This window comes from Shewanella sp. W3-18-1, from assembly GCF_000015185.1.
Lineage (GTDB): Bacteria > Pseudomonadota > Gammaproteobacteria > Enterobacterales > Shewanellaceae > Shewanella > Shewanella putrefaciens.
Genome location: NC_008750.1, coordinates 84,270 through 102,477, shown reverse-complemented (window position 1 = coordinate 102,477; position 18,208 = coordinate 84,270). Strand labels below are relative to the sequence as shown.

Here is an 18,208-nt window from a genome sequence, read left to right as displayed (position 1 = left end):
GGGTTCAGTTTACGGTTTTTAACTCGATAACCACAACGCCAATCATAGATATGATTGGCAAGACATGATTAACTTTGATGATTTAATAGAAAGGAGTCGGATCGATATCCAAAGAGCTAGGTGAAACTCCACGCTCAATATTAAGCTCAGATTTTAGCAAATCCACCATAACAATATCCGTATAACGCTTGGATTTTAAAGAGTAAAAACATTTAACTATTGGATGTAACGCATCTCTATCTTTTGACGTCCAAACAATTCCCACACGACCATCCGACAACTCAACCAAGGACCCAACAGGATATACGCCGATACAACGGATAAACTCATAAACCAATTCTTGATCTAAATGAAATGGCGTGAGACTGAGTAAAATTTTAAAAGCGGCGGCCGGGCTCATGGCTTCTTTATAGCAACGTGTTGCCGTTAAAGCATCAAAAATATCGACGATACAACTCATACGACCGTGGAGAGGGATTTCATCGCCCTTCAATCCCCTTGGATATCCCCGACCATCTAACTTTTCGTGATGCATTAGGCAGATGTCTTTGCTCATCTGCGATAATCCTTTAGCTTCATTCATAATATCGAGTGCAAACACTTGATGCAGTTTCATGTGTTCGAACTCTTCTGGGGTCAGCTTGCCCGGTTTATGTAACACTTTATTATCGACCTTAATTTTGCCGATATCATGCAAAATACCGCCAATCGCCATTTCTCGCAGCATGGAACGATCAAGTTGTAAATATTTGCCAAACGTCACAAGTAAAAATGCCACATTGACAGAATGTTCGAGTAAATACGCATCCTTTGAACGCAGAGCAGACATGCATTTGAGTGCATCAGCATCTAATAAAGCCGACTCAATCATGCTGTCGGCAAGCGCGCCAAAAGGAGCCACTTCAATCGCTTTGCCTTCAAAGGTTTCTGACAATACTTTACGAATTAAATCTTTAGCTTCAGTAAGAATAACCTTAGCCTGCGCTTGTTGTTTCTCTCGCGTGAGTGACGACTTTTTGGATTCTAACTGGTTATCCTGAGATGCCTTTTTTTTAAAACCACAATGATCGGCTGACCGTTCGGTATCGACCCAAACATACTTAATACCACTTTGAGTTAATCGAGCAATTGCATCCCTATGCTTGATTTGCCCAGCATTAGCAATAGCAAGTTGGCCTTGGTCATGTTTGTCTATTGCACTAACAAACATTCCTAATGTCAGTCGTGATACTGGCAACTTGATTAGGTCAACGGATTCGACCGACTCACTCATATCTGCAACCCCGAGAATGACTTAACTTAATTAAAGTACAGCAATGTCCACTCGATACGGACAGGCTTGGTTTACTTCCTTTGGTAGTATAGAACAAGTCTAGAACTCATTCTAAGCTGTGCATTAGAAAATCACCATGTACTTTATATACGAGTAGACTAAAGAATAACGGGAGGGAAATAACATAATGGTTATCATTGGTTAACACTTTAAAGCTTATCGTCCTGCTGAAGTGTCAAACATTCGAAACTATTCATTACCCATCTACATTGATTCCAACACCAATTGCCTATTACGCAAACTCCATTGTCGTGAAACTGCATCATGTTTAATGTTTCTATGGCTACTGAGTAAAATGGCACTGCCTTGAGAGCTTAGACCTGTCAGCAGGTGCCAAACTTTACCGTAGTAATCTTTATCCATACCCGCTAAAGGGTCATCCAATAACAACACCCGAGGACGTAAACAAACAATGGATGCTAAGGCGATCAAGTGTTGTTGGCCGTAGGACAGTTTGTGGGGGGATAATTCTGCTAAAGAGGATAACGCTAGCTCATCTAATATTTGGATTGCGCGTTCCTTCGGAAGCTTAAATCGCTTTAAACGAAATTGCATCTCGGCTAGCACGCTGGTTTCAAACAGTTGTCGACTTGGTCTTTGCATTAATAAGCCAAGTTCTGCCCCATACACGCCGAGTTTTGGCCTTCTTCCTAACACTTTGATAGGTAGTCTTTGTCTTATATTAAGCACCCCGGCGAGGATTTTTAGTAGACTCGTTTTACCTGAAGCGTTATCGCCAACTAATGTCACAATCTCCCCTGACTGTAGTTGAAATCCCTGCGGGCAACTAAATAAAACAGGGTTATTATCGTAACCAAAATCAAACGCATCAGCCTTCACGAGTACTTTACCTAAGTGTTCTCGTTTACAGTAGTTTTGCCACTTAAATACCTCAACTTGCGCTGAATCAGTGGCAGGATAAATCCCTTCGGAGAGTTTGCCCCGCTCTAACTGCCAGTAATGCTGGATAATATCGGCAAAAGCATGGGCGTTATGTTCAACCAATACCAACGCCATACCCTCTTGCAGTAAATTCCGCATAACCCCCAACAGTTCGCTTACACCATGATTATCAAGCTGTGCCCAAGGCTCATCGAGTAACAGCAAATGTGGTTCACATACCAGTTGGGAAGCGATCATCAGCCGATATTTTTGCCCAAGGGAAAGCGTACTCACTTGGGTATCAAGGCTCAGAAATAACCCGACTCGCCTCAATGCTAACTGCACTTTTGGCAGCATACTCTCGGCAGGAATACCAAAATTCTCCAATGCAAAGGCGACTTCTGCACCGACCGTTTGCCGAAGTAGTTGGAGTTGTGGATCCTGCATAACCAAACCTGTGACTAGCTCAGGGTGCCGCCAAATATCCCCCTCATGCGGACGAGTCAATACGCCCGCAAGGAGGTTTAGTAGGCTCGATTTACCCGACCCCGTAGGTCCACTCACACAATGGCATTGGCCAGTGCGAATGCTGAGGTTAACCTCCTGAAATATGGTAGTTAACTGACAACCATAGTTAAAGCTAACATCTTGGGTTTCTAGAAGTTTCATTTTAAACCTGCCAATTGATATCAATAGGATATTTAAACTCTTCTCACTACCACCTGATGACCTGATAGATGCAAATATCGTTACCATCCGTGGTTAAGCAGTGCCTAGGCTTGAACCTCTGTCAGTTAACCCACTACAACATTGTGAACATTTTTACCCGCTCAAAAAACAACACCCGAAAGAAGATATTCATGATCATCATATTATTGTTGTCATAGGTAAAAAATGAAGATGTACCCTCTATTGTGGGCAGAGATTGTCCAGCCTCAACTGAAAAATCATCAAAAGCCAACTCTGATCGACTAATTCAAACAAAAGGGGAAGGTGATTACGGTGACAAAAGACAAAATGTCTAGATAAGTTAGCTTTCACGACAAAAAGACCCATTTCAATCACATTTTTTATCGTCATAAAATGAGACTATGGCAAAAGTCACATGCTTAGGGCTTATATCTTGACACCTGCGGCAACGGCCTTTAATTTTAGCGAAAGATTCTTATTTACATACTCGAATTATCAAGATGTAAAGTACTTGAAAAAACGCATTAACTTGAGTCAAATTCACCGTTGCTAACAGCGTTATTTAGCCTTCACCTTTACAATTGATGACCCTTGGAGTTCTATTTGCCCGTTCATGCGCTGTCTAAAGACCTCAAGTCTCTTATCGACAAACTCATTCAACTGAAGCAAGTTTCGCCGACAGAACCGATAGTGCAGTTGTCCATAACAACTGTCTCTATGCCTTTAATTTCATGGCTTGCCTCCCAGACTCAGTACCCACGTATCTACTGGCATGGACGCGATAGAATTGAAGAGGTCGCAGCAATCGGTGCCTGCAAAGATTTTAGATTTGAAACAGGTGTCGACGATCAACAACTCGCCATGGTATACCAACAACAACGGGCATTATCGACAAATCAAGATATTCGTTACTATGGTGGTGTCGCCTTTGATCGCACCATTGAATCTTGGCCAGAGTTCGGTAATAGCCGTTTTGTATTACCTCGTATCGAATTTAGGCGTAGTGGTACACATTTCAGTTTGAGAGTGAATCTGAACTTTGCCGATAATGCTCCCCATACTGAAATCGACAATGCTATTGCCGCTATCGAAGCCGTCATGCCAGCCAAGCCACTTGCCCCACCGACAAAGTTAGCGTTGTTAGGACGTAGCGACAGACCCGATTTTCAGCGCTGGAAAACATTAGTCGAACAAGTCGTTGACCCTAAATTTAATGCAGATACGCCAAAGGTAGTGCTATCACGACTCACTCAACTGGAAGTCAATGAACCCGTTGATCCTTGGATGGTGCTTGCCTGCTGGCAAGGTCGTAACCCCAACAGTTTTCAATTTGGATTTCAATTTAGCCCTGAACGCACCTTTATTTCCTGTTCGCCAGAGCGTTTATTTCGCCGGCGCCAACAGGAGTTGTTCACCGAAGCGCTAGCAGGAACAACAGTACGTGGTTTAAACCAAGAAGAAGATATAGCGCTGGCAAATGCCCTGCTCGAAGACAATAAAAATAGTGTTGAAAACCAACTTGTCCGCAGCCATATAGTTAATATGCTCACGCCGTTGAGCCATTATGTGGGTGCCGATGAACTGGCTACAATTTTTAAACTTAATCATATCCAACATTTACATAGAGCTATTCGCGCTGAACTCAAAGCTGGAGTGAACGATTTTCAACTGTTGCAAGCATTGCATCCCACACCTGCAGTCGGAGGATTACCTCGGCATTCAGCCATGAACTTTATTCGGCAGCGTGAAGGCTATATGCGCGGTTGGTATGCTGGCGCCTGTGGCTATTTCAATAAGTACGAGAGTGAATTTTCGGTCGCCATTCGTTGTACCCTGATTGAACCAGGTAGGATTAATCTATTTGCTGGTGCGGGAATTATCGCAGGCTCAGATCCTGAGGCCGAATGGCAGGAACTTGAGAATAAACTCGCCACCATTATGTCCATTCTTATCGAATTATAGCGCCCAATATTAAATCCTTTAGATATGAAGGTTTTAATTGTTGTTCGCCTTTAATTTTTCGATGGTTTCAAGGTGGAGCCTCTCTTGTTCCCCCGAATCAATTAAGCGCTTATGCTCACGATCAAAATGCTGTTTAAGCATCATGCCTTTGTCTGTATCAGCAAAAGCAAAATAGGCTTCAGCCTTAATAACCCCTTGAATAATATTAAAGTTCTTGGGTGACTTAAGTCTTGGCACTAAAGCAAGAATATCTTTTTGGTAGTCTAAAACCGCATCAATACGACCCGCATTTAAACTGTTAAGCATAGTGAGCATATTACTGCTTTCTTCGTAGTACATAGGTACTGACGTCAGCATGTTATAGCGATAGGCCAGCATAGCTTGCACTTTTTTATGGGATAAACTTTCAATCCCAACCCAGCTTGCCGCTATCTCAGGCGTAACGGCCGCATCGATAGAGTCGATTTCCACTGGATTATCGCTCAGCAAACTATGTTTAATATCGCCCGGATAAACACTGAGAGCCATATCGGCACGCTGGTGCTCGATAAGATAGAGTGTTCGAGCAAAAGGCATAAACTGCACATTAAGTTGCCATTGTGATGCAGGGAAAACCCGCTGAAGTATATCAAAGTAATAACCTGTCCCATCAGGATTAGCATAACCTTCCCAAGTAGAGGTCACCACATTGACCACCACAGGATTCGCAGCCGCGGCAGATGATAACGCAGCCAAGCATAAGTAAAATATGGCAAGAAATCGTTTCATCGCTTTCCTCCTTTGGCGTCTTAAAAGTGTAGGATAGTTTCGCATAGATAGCTCAAAACGTCCCGAGTCATCGTTTCATCTTCTAAATTGGTGAAAGAATAATAAGTGAGCTTGCATCTTAAAAAGCGGCCACTATAATAGCGGCCCCGATTTCAGTAAGCTGTAATCGGTCAGCGTAAAAATAACAATTGAACATTAGCGGGTTCCCTCACCCCGCCCTACACAACTAAAAAGGCCACAAATGTTAATGTTAACTACAGCGCAGCTCCGCCGCGCCTTACTCCTATTAGTAGGATTCCATATACTGATTATTTGCGTCAGCAATTACTTAGTACAATTACCATTTCAGCTGTTTGGCTACCATACCACTTGGGGTGCATTTAGCTTTCCATTTGTGTATTTAGCGACCGATCTCACAGTACGCATTTTTGGCCAACAGGCCGCCCGAAATATCATCCTCAAGGCGATGGTCCCTGCGTTGATGATTTCCTATGTAATGGGGGTGCTATTCCATCAAGGTAGTTTTCAAGGCGCTGATTCACTTGCACAATGGAACACATTTGTTTTCCGCATTGCCTTTGCCAGCTTTGCGGCTTATTTGATTGGCCAACTGATGGATATCACAGTATTTGCTCGCATACGAAAAAGTCGTTCTTGGTGGGTTGCGCCAGCGGCATCCACTCTAGTGGGTAATTTCGTCGATACTTTAGTCTTCTTTAGCGTGGCTTTTTACGCTTCATCCGATAGCTTTATGGCATCTCACTGGCCTGAAATTGCCACTGTCGATTACAGTTTTAAGCTACTCGTCAGCTTAGGACTATTTTTACCCGCCTATGGTGTGTTGCTCAAAGTCTTACAAGATAGGATTTTGCAAACCAGTCCGCAAAAATCACTTTCCTGATTAACTCAACTGGCCAGACCTGTTACAATTTGACCAGTTAATAGCTCAGCCTTACTCAGGTTTACACTTGAATAAGGCTGATTTTCATGAGAGATCATTATGTATTCTATTGAAATTAAAGCTGAGACAAAACTCACGTCTGAGCTAGCCATACAACTAATTGAACTCAGTCAGCAAATCCCTGAACTCAATCGCCCTCTTGCACATGAAGTCTTGGCTGAACGACTAGATGACAAAACCAGTTTAATTTTATTGGCTTTTGTTGAAGGAGAACTTGCAGGTTTCAAACTGGGTTATGAGCAAGAAGAAACTATATTTTACAGTTGGTTAGGAGGTGTAGCCTTAGACTTTCGCCGCCTAGGGCTAGCTCAAAGCCTCCTTGAATACCAAGAAACATGGGCACGTCGTCAAGGCTATAACCACATTCAAGTTAAGACGATGAACCGTTTCCCTGGAATGCTTAATTTATTGATAAATAATCGATATATGATTACAGAACTCAAAGCTGATCCTAAAAGTCTTGTCGATCATAAATTACACCTCAGTAAGACGATCTAAATCGACGAGGCGTAAAGGCAATGTCTATTTTGTAAAGATCTGCTTTTTTTTGGATAAATAACTTGCAAACACAATTGAGAATGATTATCGTTAACGTGCGTTCCAAAACTCATCTTTAACACCGATGACTGGTAATCTGAAGTTGTTAAAGTGCTCCTGAGTTTGCAAGCACGACATTGCTCACACACTCTTTTGTGGCCGGACTCATCATCCGGCTTTTTTTTGCTTAAATTTCAGATCCAGAGAAATGTAATCCGTCATAGGGATTATTCTCCTGCTCTTCTTTCGCCTCATGGTATAAACCAATCGTGAATACAGTACCTTTACCTAAGGTTGAACTGACCTCTATTGTCCCACCAATTCGTTTTATAATTCCATAACTTAAAGAAAGCCCTAACCCAGTACCATCCTTACGGGTGGTATAAAATGGGTCAAAAATTCGACCCAATAACTCAGGCGCAATTCCAGAGCCTTCATCTTCAACCTCAATTTTAACGCCTATGGGCACATCTTGTTGCAACCAGTCGTAAGTCCTTACCCAAATACGACCTTTACCGTCCATTGCATGCGCTGCGTTTACCACCAAATTAATCAAGACCTGCAATAGCTGCGGTCGATTGACTTGCACAAGGCAAGTCGCACTCAACTCAGTGATCAAGATAACTTCTTGTTTTTTAATCGAATGACGAACCAGCACCATAGTCTCTTCAATAATGGGAGTAATAGACTGCATTTCTAGTGGCGCATTAAATTCACCGGGACGGCTGTACTGTAATAAGCTGCGAATAATGGTGCTGATACGCATCACTTGCTGGATGACTAAATCAATTTCTTCTTTAACGAGGTCCGCATTATCCCCAAGCTCGTAGCGCATTAGCTCCATATTACCGAGAATAACCGCGGTGGGATTATTAATTTCATGGGCTATGCCTGCGGTTAACTCACCGAGTGCGGTGAGTTTTTCGTTAGTCACAAGCTGCTGGCGGGTTTCATTTAGCAGTGCGACGTTACGTTCTAACTCTAAGGTTTTGTCCTGAAGACTACGGGTACGTTCTTCGACCTTCATCTCAAGCTGCTCAGCAGCAGATTGGATCTGTGCATTACGACGTTGCAATAAGTCGAGCATACGATCAAACTGCTCGGCCAAATTCGATAATTCGTTTTCTCTGTCCAAACCTAAGGCGCCGATACGAATATTGCGCCCAGACTGCACCGCCTGCACGACATGATGGATCCGTTCTATCGGTAGCAACAGGCTATAGGCCCCGCGATAAACCAGTAAACCTGATACGAGTAGCACCAACATCAGAATTGTGCCTAGCTCAATGATATTCAAAAGATAATTATGAATAAAGGGTGACTCAGAGAACCCTGTGTAGATCATGCCCACTCGCTGGCCTCGAATATCCTCCAAAGGCGCATAGGCAGAAATAAACCAATCATTGAACACAAAGGCACGATCCACCCATAGCTCACCACGATTGAGCACTTTCTCACGTACCTCCTCAGACACTAAACTACCTAAAGCTCGACCTTGAGTTTCATTGCCTTGAGGAAAAAAGTGCAACGGCACATTAGTAGAAATACGAATGTTATCTAAAAAAATGGTAACCGTACCAATTGAACGCTCAGGGAGCGTGCCTTTGTCGTATACCAAATCCCGAATATGATCAACGATGCGTGTATCGCGGTTAAATAAGATGCCACCATCCAAATACCAAGCAACCTTACCCGCTAAATCAGGTACTGGCAGTAAACTACGACTGAGTAAACCACGCCCTTCCACCCCTTTATCCGGATTTTGGGCCCGTAAGGTTGCAACAATGGGAATACTCGCGGTAACGGCTAGCTCAGGATCAATTCGAGCTAAACGCTCCGGCGATAACACCATCAGGCCAGAATAAGGCAATAGACCGCCCATTTTGGGTAAAATCAAGCGTAAATCGGGATCTGTCGCCGCCTCTGAGACACTGACTAAACGTAGATAATCGAGATTAAGCAGTTGTTTTTGTTCATTCAGAAAAGCATCAATATTGGCCCTATGATTCATTTCTCCGTTCAATATAGGGCGAAAATCATTTTGAAAAGTCCAAGATGTCATCACCTTTTCGAGCTGTTTTTCCTGACGAACTTGCACTTGTTGTAGGGTATTTTCAGCCACTGCTAAGTCAGCTTTTACCTTCATAAATAGCTGCTTACCTGTGTAACTAATGTTCCAGTAAATGGTGATAAAAACTAAACTCACCAGCGTCAGTAAAATAGGCAATAAGGTAAGGATTAATATGCGATAACGCACCTTGGCCTGCATTTGCTGCCAACTGACACCAAAAAAGTGAGTAAAGAAAGACACCCTAAGACTCCTGTTCGTCGCTTAAGCCAAACCACTCTTTATATTTACGATCTAAGGTTTTACGAGAAACACCTAAGTCTCTCGCTGCCGCAGATTTATTACCAGAATGTAAATCTACCACGCTGGTGACATGATGTTTTTCGACATCCTTTAATGGCCAATCTAAGGGATAACCTTGGGAAGCTGAAGATTCACTCTTTACCTGTTGTTTCCAATATTCCGCGGGGGGTTTACCAAGTAAAATACAACGCTCGATCATATTACGCAGCTCACGGATATTACCCGGCCATTCATGCTGTTGTAGCTTAACCATATCCTCATGGCTCCACACTACTTCCCTGACACCAAGCTCAGCGGCAAGCTGACGAGTAAAGTGATGGGTTAGCTCAACGATATCCTCAGGGCGATCCCTTAACGGCGGAATTAAGATGTCGAGCACATTGAGTCGATAATACAAATCTCGACGGAAGTTCCCAGCATCAACCTCTTCCAAGAGGGTTCGGTTGGTTGCAGCAATAACCCGAACATCAATATTCACTTCTTTTTCACTGCCGACAGGTCGGATCGCTTTTTGCTCTAACACTCTAAGCAACGCTGTCTGCATTTTCAGTGGCATTTCACCTATTTCATCCAGAAAAATCGTCCCACCAGAGGCGAAACTAAATAACCCCTCTCGATTTCCCTTCGCCCCCGTAAATGCACCCGCAACATGGCCAAAGAGTTCACTCTCGAGCAACTCAGGGGCTATAGAGCCGCAGTTAACGGGTACAAATGGCCCTTGTCGGCCACTCAATAAATGCAGTTGTCTTGCGACGAGTTCTTTACCCGTACCTGATTCACCTTGTATAAGCACAACGGCATTAGTTGGAGCCACACGTTCTATCACATGTTTTACTGACTCCATGGCCTCGCTACTGCCAATAATGGTCGATGAATACCCAATAGATACCTCACGGCGCAGCATCAGATTCTCGCGCTTGAGTAAACGACGCTCAATGCAACGATCTACAGCCGCCATCATCTGATCAAGATGAAAAGGCTTCATAATAAAATCGGAAGCACCCGCCCGCAGCGCAGTGATTGCCACTTCCATATCGGCATAGCCCGTCATAAAGATAATATCCGAGCGACGCCCCTGCTCATCTAATGCCTCATGCCATTCAATACCAGAGCGCCCCGGCAAACGAATATCGACAATCAGCAAGTCGAAATGGCAGCGGCTACGTAATTGCTCCGCATCCTCAATACTGCCAGCGGTTTCGACTAAGGCGAACTTCTTCGAAAGGGCTTTATTTAAAAAACTTCGCATTCCGGGTTCATCATCAACAATCAGTACCGATACTGCCGATGGAAGAGGCTTGAGGTTATTATCTATCTGGCTCATATTGTCTGCTTCTGGACATTTTGACTCATTTGCGACCAATTCTAGCACTGAAAATAGATGAATAGGTCACTATGAACCATCAGAAGTTTGTCCTGAGACAATTTGTCTGTAGAGTATTTGTTAAGCTTGGGATCAAGCTCACAAATTAGGTTAAGCTGTGAAGAAAATGACCGCATTCTCAGCTTGGCATCTAACTTGCTTTCAACCGAACGTATTACAATTTACGAGACCTTCCACTCAGTAGGCATTTGAGTTGGAATCCTATTTTTTCGCCAAGGAGTATCCATGCTAAACATGAAATCCCATATGAAGTCACTGTTAGGTCTAGTTGTTACCGCCAGTTTGCTCACAGTGTTACCTGCTCAATCGACAGAAATTATTAAGCTCGCCACCACAACAAGTACCGAAAACTCGGGTTTGTTACAGGATTTACTGCCTAAATTCGAAAGTGAATCTGGTTATAAAGTACAAGTTATCGCAACGGGTACGGGTAAAGCCCTCAAACTGGGCGAGCAAGGGGACGTTGATTTAGTGATGACCCACGCCCCAAGTGCTGAGGCAAAATTTGTGGCAGACGGTTTTGGTGTCGAACCTCGTGGCATCATGGAAAACGATTTTGTGGTATTAGGGCCTAAAAACGATCCTGCAAAACTGCGTGAAAGCAAAACTGCCGAAGAAGCTTTTGCTAAAATTGCAAAATCCGGTTTACCTTTTATCTCTCGCGGTGATAATTCAGGCACTCACATTAAAGAGTTAGAAGTATGGAAAGCAGCGGGTGTCACTCCTGATTTCAAAGGTTATACTTCCGTTGGTCAAGGCATGGGGAAAACCTTACTGATGGCAAACGAGCTACAAGGTTATACTCTGTCGGATCGCGGCACATTCGTCGCTTATAAAACTAAACTGGATCTCAGTGTCGATTTTGATGGGGGTAAAACCTTAGCCAACCCATACCAAGTGATCCTAATCAACCCTGCTAAGTATCCAGATCTGAACCATAAAGGCGCTAAAGCTTTCAGTGATTGGTTAAGCAGTAAAGAAGGTCAAACCATGATTAACAACTTCAAAGTTGAAGGTGAGCAATTGTTCAAGGCAACTTATAGCGAATGAACGACGGTTGGCTAGCCCTGTTACAGCAGGCCCTAAACCTGCTGTTTTCATTGGACCCTGAAGTCTGGTCCATCATTTATGTCTCGTTTTCAGTATCTTTCGCGGCACTGCTAATCACCCTGATCCCGTCGATGGTACTCGGGTTCGTACTGGCATTTGCGCCATTTAGGGGGAAGTGGTTAATCACCAATTTGGTTCAAACACTGCAATCTATTCCCACTGTGGTTATCGGCCTGTTGGTATATTTGCTCCTCACCCGAAATGGCCCTCTGGGCGATTTAAAGTGGTTGTTCACTCAAGAAGGGATGATCCTCGGACAAATGCTCATCTGCGCCCCCGTGCTTATCGCCATGAGCCAAGCCGCCTTTACCAGCGTTGATCGCAGAGCCTGGGAAACCTCTCAAACCTTGGGCGCTTCATGGGTACGTGCCGTATGGACCGTCTGCCGCGAGTTACGCATGCCACTACTTCTAGCGATTGTTGCAGCCTTTAGTCGCATTCTCACAGAAGTGGGCTGCTCAATGATGGTGGGGGGCAATATTCTTAACCTAACTCGTAACATTCCAACAGCTATCGCCCTCGAAACCAGTAAAGGCGATTTCGCCCAAGCTATCGCCCTAGGACTCGTGCTGCTAATCTTATCCTTGATCCTTAACTTTGCCTTAGGTAGTTTACGCGGCAAAGCCATGCCAAGGAGCCACTAAGCAATGACTAAGGTCAAACTGATCGCCCGTGACGTAGAAATGTCCTTTGGCGCGCGCCTGCTATTCAAAGCCGACGTATTATCGTTCTGCCAAGGAGATGTGATTTATCTGCAAGGCGACAATGGCACAGGCAAATCAACCTTGATGAAAATTCTGGCGGGCTTAATGCCACCAACCAAAGGCCATATTGAGGCTGTCGGTTTTGCCCAAAATGCTTGGTGGCGACGCAATCCATTGTTAGGTAAGGCCGTTTATCTGCACCAACATCCTTATTTGTTCGACGGCACAGTGGAATATAATCTCACCTATGGGCTGAATTTCAGCTCAGAAACAAAAGCCAAGGCGAAACAGCGGATTACTCAAGCAATTGAGATGGCGCAGCTAGGGTCGCTGCTGCAGGCAAGGGCCAGTAATCTCTCTGGCGGCGAAAGACAGCGCCTCGCGATTGCGCGCGCTTGGATCCTACAACCTAAACTATTAATGCTCGATGAACCCACCTCCAATATGGACAAGGATTCCCAAGAGCTAGTATTAAAAATGATCCAACAACTCAAACACGAAGGCACAGGAATGTTACTGAGTAGCCATCAGAATTGCGCGCTAACCGCCATCTGCGAACAACAGTGGCACATAGAAGGTGAGCGCGTGATGACCTCTTATCAACAGCCAGAATCTTTGCCAGCACAGGAGCCTTTGTATGTCATCGCAAATTGATGCCGTTATTCTCGCCGGTGGTATGGCCCGTCGCATGGGTGGCGACGATAAAGGTCTCGTCGAATTAAACGGCGAAGCCATGATTAAGCACACAATAGATAGAATAAAACCTCAGGTTAAGGAGATCCTGATCAACGCAAATCGTAACCAAACACGTTATGCTGAGTTCGGTTTTAAGGTGATAAGTGACGAGCATAGTGGTTTCCTCGGACCTTTAGCGGGTATGATCACCGCTATGGGCCAAACAGATGCAGACTACTTATTGGTAGTACCCTGCGACTGTCCACTCCTGCCACTCGACCTTGTTCCGCGTATGTTGGCAGCAATTGAAGCAGAAAAAGCCGAGATTGCTGTCGCCAGTGACGGTGAGTATGAACAACCCGTTGTTTTACTCTTAAAACCTAGCTTACGTGACTCGATGAAAGCGTTTCTTGAGGCGGGTGAGCGTAAAGTGGACTTTTGGTATATCAAACATCACTTCGTCGTAGCGTCATTCGCCGACCAGCCCAATGCTTTTGTGAATGTAAATACGCCAGAACAAAAACAACGACTAGCGATAAAAATCACCCAATAGCTAAAAAGGCTCCAATAACCCAAATTAGAGGTGCAAATGAGTAACCCCTTCGTCAATCCGCTCGCCATTCCCGTTCTCGGATTTTGTGCCTACAGTGGCACGGGGAAAACCACCTTACTCAAGCAATTGATCCCCGAATTAAATCAACGTGGCCTACGCTTAGCCGTAATCAAACATGCCCACCATAATTTCGACGTAGATATTCCCGGCAAAGACAGTTACGAAATGCGTAAAGCGGGCGCACGACAAATGCTGGTCGCCTCCCATGTACGCTGGGCGCTGATGACAGAAGACGCGCGCGATGGCGATCCTGAGTTAGTCCATTTACTCAAGCAAATCGAAGCCGACAAAGTCGATATCGTCCTCGTCGAAGGCTTTAAAAAGCTCGCATTACCTAAAATTGAATTGCACCGCGCCGCCCACGGCAAACCTTTTATCTACACCCAAGATGAGAATATCCTCGCCATCGCCTGTTGCGATGATACTCAGTTGCCAAACGACGCACTCCCGAGTGAGCTGCGCCGACTCGATCTCAACAATATCAGCCAGATTGCCGATTTTGTGATGGAGTACGCCCAAAACTGGGAAGCGCCACTCCAATACCCCATTTCGGCCGTGGATGCCTGCGCCATAGGCGACAACAAAAACCTCAGCGTCAGCCAAGGTTTAGCGCAGATTTTATCCCATGTATCACCTGTGGCAGAGATTGAAGACATTGAGTTAGATGCCTTAGATAACCGCGTACTGGCCAGCGACAGCATTTCTCCCGTCGACGTGCCACAACAAACTAATTCGGCGATGGATGGCTACGCCTTTGTCTATCAAGACCCAATGCCTACCACCTTAAAATTGGTGGGAGAGGTTCTTGCCGGTCATCAATATTCGGCCACGCTTAAAGTCGGCGAAACCGTGCGTATCATGACGGGCGCAACAGTGCCTGCAGGTGCCGATACTGTGCAGCCCCGAGAGCTTGCCAAGGAAGTCGATGGCATTGTTAGCTTTGAAGGCCGCATTCTTTCTGGCCAACACGTTCGCCTCGCTGGAGAAGATATTGCTCAAGGCCAAGTCGCACTCGCAAAAGCCACTCGCCTAAGCGCCGCCGAACAAGGTTTACTGGCCTCACTCGGGCTCAATCACGTGAGTGTATATCGCCGCCCAACTGTTGCAGTATTCTCCACCGGCGATGAAGTGAGCCAGCCTGGCGAAGTACTCAAAGCTAACTGCATTTATGACTCAAACCGCTTTACCATCAAAGCGATGGCAAAACGTCTCGGTTGTGACGTTATCGATTTAGGCATTATCGAAGATTCCGAAGCCGCCCTTGAAGCAACTCTCGCTAAAGCCGCCGACCTTGCCGATGTCGTCATTAGCTCGGGTGGTGTATCTGTCGGCGATGCGGACTACATCAAAACCGTGCTTGCACGCCTCGGAAAAATTGATTTCTGGCGGATTAGCATGCGTCCGGGTCGGCCACTCGCCTTTGGTAAAATCGGTGATAGCTTATTCTTCGGACTGCCTGGCAACCCTGTGGCCGTCATGGTGTCTTTCCTGCAATTTGTGCAGCCAGCTTTACGAAAATTAGCAGGTGAAGTGAATTGGCAAGCGCAGCTATTCCCTGCAATAAGTGATGAAACTCTACGAAGCCGTCAAGGCCGCACCGAATTTATTCGCGGGATTTATCAGCTTGGTAAAGATGGACGCCTACACGTGAGTAGCACGGGCAACCAAGGTTCTGGGATGTTAAGTTCAATGGTTAAAGGGAATTGCCTCATCATCATAGGGGATGATGCAGAAGCCGTGAATGCAGGTGAAACTGTGTTTATTCAACCCTTTGCGGATCTGCTTTAAGATCCAGTGAGTTTTTATGAGTCTAATTGTGGATTCCTTTGGCCGTAAGGTCGAATATTTACGGCTCTCGGTCACCGACCGCTGCGACTTTCGCTGTGTTTATTGCATGACGGAAGATCCTTGTTTTCTGCCAAAGGACCACGTACTCCACCTCGAAGAATTAGCTTGGATTGCCCAAGCCTTTACCGAGCTTGGTGTGACTAAAATTCGCCTGACCGGCGGTGAGCCCTTAGTTCGCACCGATTGCGACCAGCTAGTGGGTCTGCTTGGCAAACTGCCTGGGCTGACGGATTTATCCATGACCACTAATGGTTCAAGGCTGACAAAATTCGCTAAACCCATGTTTGATGCAGGATTAAAGCGCCTCAATATCAGCCTAGATACCTTAAACCCCACACTGTTTACTCAGCTAACGCGTAACGGCAAATTAGACAGAGTCATAGATGGTATTGATGCGGCTATTGCGGCGGGATTTGAACGTATCAAGATTAATGCGGTGATTTTAAAACAGCAGAACGATAATGAAGTTATTGATTTAGTTGATTTCTGCCGTGGCCGTAACTTAGACATCGCCTTTATCGAAGAAATGCCACTTGGCGAAATGGATGAGCGGAAACGCGCCCGTCATTGCAGCAGCGATGAAGTAAAAGCCATCATCAATAGTCACTATCCGCTACAGCTTTCCAACAAACGTACCGGCGGCCCAGCACGTTATTACACTATGGCTGACAGCCCAATCCATATCGGCTTTATCTCGCCCCACAGCCACAACTTCTGCCACGAATGTAATCGCGTGCGCGTCACAGTCGAAGGCCAATTATTGCTGTGTTTAGGCAATGAACATGCCGTTGATCTCAAAAGCATAGTCCGGGAATTTCCGGCTGATATTGAAAGATTAAAAGTCGCTATTCTCGCGGGAATTAATCTCAAGCCTAAGCAACACGACTTTGGCAATAATGAGGTACAAATCCTACGCTTTATGAACGCCACTGGCGGTTAAGCATCACCACTCCATCGCTTAAGGGCTAGCATCTCAATTTGGCCGTGATAAACTCGAAGCATCACCCCATACTTAGCGTTACACATTTCTATGGCATTAACTCGTAAGCAATGGAATAACATCATCATAGTCGCCTGCGCCTTTATGGTCGCCGTGCTGACTTTTATGGATAACAATACCAATAATGTTCCGAGTGATGCTCAGCGACTGTTTGACGATAATGCACCGCTTTCACAGCTGCAACTCGACGGGTTATGGCTGCACAAGCAAGCATCACAATGGGAGTGCGACACTAAAGTCCTCAACTGTGATGAATGGGCAAAGGCGTGGCAAACCATACGGGTATCCCCCTTAACCGCCGCGCCAGAAACCACAGATAATCCACAAGAATTAGTCATCCAGATTGCAGATATCCGCGATGCTCAACTGTGGATCTATTTTCCCAATGAAGGCGCCTTAAAGTCTCCCGCAGGTAATTGGTATTTAGTACCACCGAGTTTAAGAGCTAAACTGCAACCGATCCTCGATGCGAAACCCGCAACTTAATGTCACCCAATTTTACTTAAGATAAGAAAGAATCCATGCCGGAATTACCAGAAGTTGAAGTCACCCGTCAGGGTATTGCCCCCTACCTTGTCGAGCAAACCGTAATAGATCTTGTGATCCGCAATGGCTCTTTGCGCTGGCCTGTGCCTGACATCGCCAAACAGATTATCGGTCAAGTTATACGCCAAGTGCGACGCCGTGCTAAGTATCTGTTAATCGACACTGATGCGGGCACTAGCATAGTGCATTTAGGCATGTCGGGGAGTTTACGGATTTTGCCCCACGATACCCCAGTGGAAAAGCATGACCATATCGACTTAGTGCTCGCCAACGGCCGCATTTTACGTTTTAACGATCCAAGACGATTCGGTGCTTGGCTATGGTGTGAACTCCCAGAAGAAGCGCATCCATTACTTGCCAAACTGGGGCCAGAGCCACTGACTAATGCTTTTAATGTCAAACAATTAGCAGCAGCTTTAACGGGCAAGAAAAAAGCGATCAAACTCTGTCTGATGGATAATCATATCGTAGTGGGAGTGGGCAACATTTACGCCAATGAAGCCCTGTTTGCGGCGGGCATTCATCCAGAGGCCGAAGCAGGTAAAATAGATATAGAGCGTTTGACCGTTTTAGTTGCCGAAGTGAAGCAAATCTTAGCCCACGCCATTAAGCAAGGCGGCACTACGCTCAAAGACTTTACCAATGCCGATGGCAAGCCGGGCTACTTCGCCCAAAAACTGCATGTCTACGGTCGCGGCGGTGAAACCTGCACCAGCTGCGGTAACCTACTGAGTGAGATCCGTTTAGGCCAGCGCACCACAGTATTCTGTGGCATTTGCCAGACACGCTAACTATCACTCGCTAATAGCCGTAAAAATGCCTGC

Annotated in this window: 16 protein-coding genes; 11 read left to right on the top strand and 5 right to left on the bottom strand. The window is 45.4% G+C overall.

Going from position 1 to position 18,208, the window contains the following annotated elements:
* Positions 1-82 precede the first annotated feature (82 nt).
* Positions 83-1,273 (bottom strand): HD-GYP domain-containing protein, encoded by a 1,191-nt coding sequence (locus SPUTW3181_RS00435; RefSeq protein WP_011787502.1) that lies wholly within the window; start codon positions 1,271-1,273, stop codon positions 83-85.
* Between the two features lie 264 nt (positions 1,274-1,537).
* Entirely contained in the window at positions 1,538-2,884 is a 1,347-nt protein-coding gene (locus SPUTW3181_RS00430; protein WP_011787501.1) for an ATP-binding cassette domain-containing protein, read from the bottom strand.
* Between the two features lie 624 nt (positions 2,885-3,508).
* Between SPUTW3181_RS00430 and SPUTW3181_RS00425 the strand changes: the two genes are divergently transcribed.
* Positions 3,509-4,867: an isochorismate synthase MenF gene (locus tag SPUTW3181_RS00425; protein ID WP_011787500.1), complete on the top strand. Its 1,359-nt coding sequence runs from the start codon at positions 3,509-3,511 to the stop codon at positions 4,865-4,867.
* Between the two features lie 33 nt (positions 4,868-4,900).
* Here SPUTW3181_RS00425 and SPUTW3181_RS00420 read toward each other — a convergent pair whose 3' ends face one another.
* Positions 4,901-5,635, bottom strand: coding sequence for an ABC transporter substrate-binding protein (locus SPUTW3181_RS00420; RefSeq protein WP_011787499.1), 735 nt, complete (start codon positions 5,633-5,635; stop codon positions 4,901-4,903).
* Between the two features lie 241 nt (positions 5,636-5,876).
* Here SPUTW3181_RS00420 and SPUTW3181_RS00415 point away from each other — a divergent pair, with 241 nt between their 5' ends.
* Complete coding sequence (locus SPUTW3181_RS00415; RefSeq protein WP_011787498.1) at positions 5,877-6,536, top strand: 7-cyano-7-deazaguanine/7-aminomethyl-7-deazaguanine transporter; 660 nt, start codon at positions 5,877-5,879, stop codon at positions 6,534-6,536.
* Between the two features lie 99 nt (positions 6,537-6,635).
* Positions 6,636-7,094: a GNAT family N-acetyltransferase gene (locus tag SPUTW3181_RS00410; RefSeq protein WP_011787497.1), complete on the top strand. Its 459-nt coding sequence runs from the start codon at positions 6,636-6,638 to the stop codon at positions 7,092-7,094.
* A 226-nt stretch (positions 7,095-7,320) separates the two neighbouring features.
* Here the strand turns inward: SPUTW3181_RS00410 and SPUTW3181_RS00405 are convergent, their stop codons facing one another.
* Entirely contained in the window at positions 7,321-9,444 is a 2,124-nt protein-coding gene (locus tag SPUTW3181_RS00405; protein ID WP_011787496.1) for a cache domain-containing protein, read from the bottom strand.
* 1 nt (position 9,445) lies between these two features.
* Entirely contained in the window at positions 9,446-10,828 is a 1,383-nt protein-coding gene (locus SPUTW3181_RS00400; protein WP_041407830.1) for a sigma-54-dependent transcriptional regulator, read from the bottom strand.
* Positions 10,829-11,113: 285 nt separating this feature from the next.
* Between SPUTW3181_RS00400 and SPUTW3181_RS00395 the strand changes: the two genes are divergently transcribed.
* The 8 genes from SPUTW3181_RS00395 to mutM all read left to right on the top strand — a co-directional run bounded on the left by SPUTW3181_RS00395 (position 11,114) and on the right by mutM (position 18,175).
* Positions 11,114-11,938, top strand: coding sequence for a substrate-binding domain-containing protein (locus tag SPUTW3181_RS00395; protein WP_011787494.1), 825 nt, complete (start codon positions 11,114-11,116; stop codon positions 11,936-11,938).
* On the top strand, positions 11,935-12,642 hold the full coding sequence (locus SPUTW3181_RS00390; protein WP_011787493.1) for an ABC transporter permease: 708 nt from the start codon (positions 11,935-11,937) through the stop codon (positions 12,640-12,642). Before SPUTW3181_RS00395 ends, SPUTW3181_RS00390 begins: the two co-directional genes overlap by 4 nt.
* 3 nt (positions 12,643-12,645) lie before the next feature.
* A complete protein-coding gene (locus SPUTW3181_RS00385) occupies positions 12,646-13,356 on the top strand; it encodes an ATP-binding cassette domain-containing protein (protein ID WP_011787492.1) in 711 nt (236 codons plus the stop codon).
* Positions 13,340-13,930, top strand: coding sequence for a molybdenum cofactor guanylyltransferase MobA (gene mobA / locus SPUTW3181_RS00380; protein WP_011787491.1), 591 nt, complete (start codon positions 13,340-13,342; stop codon positions 13,928-13,930). Before SPUTW3181_RS00385 ends, mobA begins: the two co-directional genes overlap by 17 nt.
* 36 nt (positions 13,931-13,966) lie before the next feature.
* The gene (locus SPUTW3181_RS00375) at positions 13,967-15,778 is read left to right on the top strand and encodes a bifunctional molybdopterin-guanine dinucleotide biosynthesis adaptor protein MobB/molybdopterin molybdotransferase MoeA (RefSeq protein ID WP_011787490.1); all 1,812 of its coding nucleotides are present in this window, start codon (positions 13,967-13,969) and stop codon (positions 15,776-15,778) included.
* A 16-nt stretch (positions 15,779-15,794) separates the two neighbouring features.
* Positions 15,795-16,778, top strand: coding sequence for a GTP 3',8-cyclase MoaA (gene moaA, locus SPUTW3181_RS00370; protein WP_011787489.1), 984 nt, complete (start codon positions 15,795-15,797; stop codon positions 16,776-16,778).
* A gap of 90 nt (positions 16,779-16,868) precedes the next feature.
* Positions 16,869-17,324 carry a hypothetical protein gene (locus SPUTW3181_RS00365; RefSeq protein ID WP_011787488.1) on the top strand — a complete coding sequence of 152 codons (456 nt, stop codon included), beginning with the start codon at positions 16,869-16,871 and terminating at the stop codon, positions 17,322-17,324.
* Positions 17,325-17,359: 35 nt separating this feature from the next.
* On the top strand, positions 17,360-18,175 hold the full coding sequence (mutM, locus tag SPUTW3181_RS00360; protein WP_011787487.1) for a bifunctional DNA-formamidopyrimidine glycosylase/DNA-(apurinic or apyrimidinic site) lyase: 816 nt from the start codon (positions 17,360-17,362) through the stop codon (positions 18,173-18,175).
* Positions 18,176-18,208: the final 33 nt, after the last annotated feature.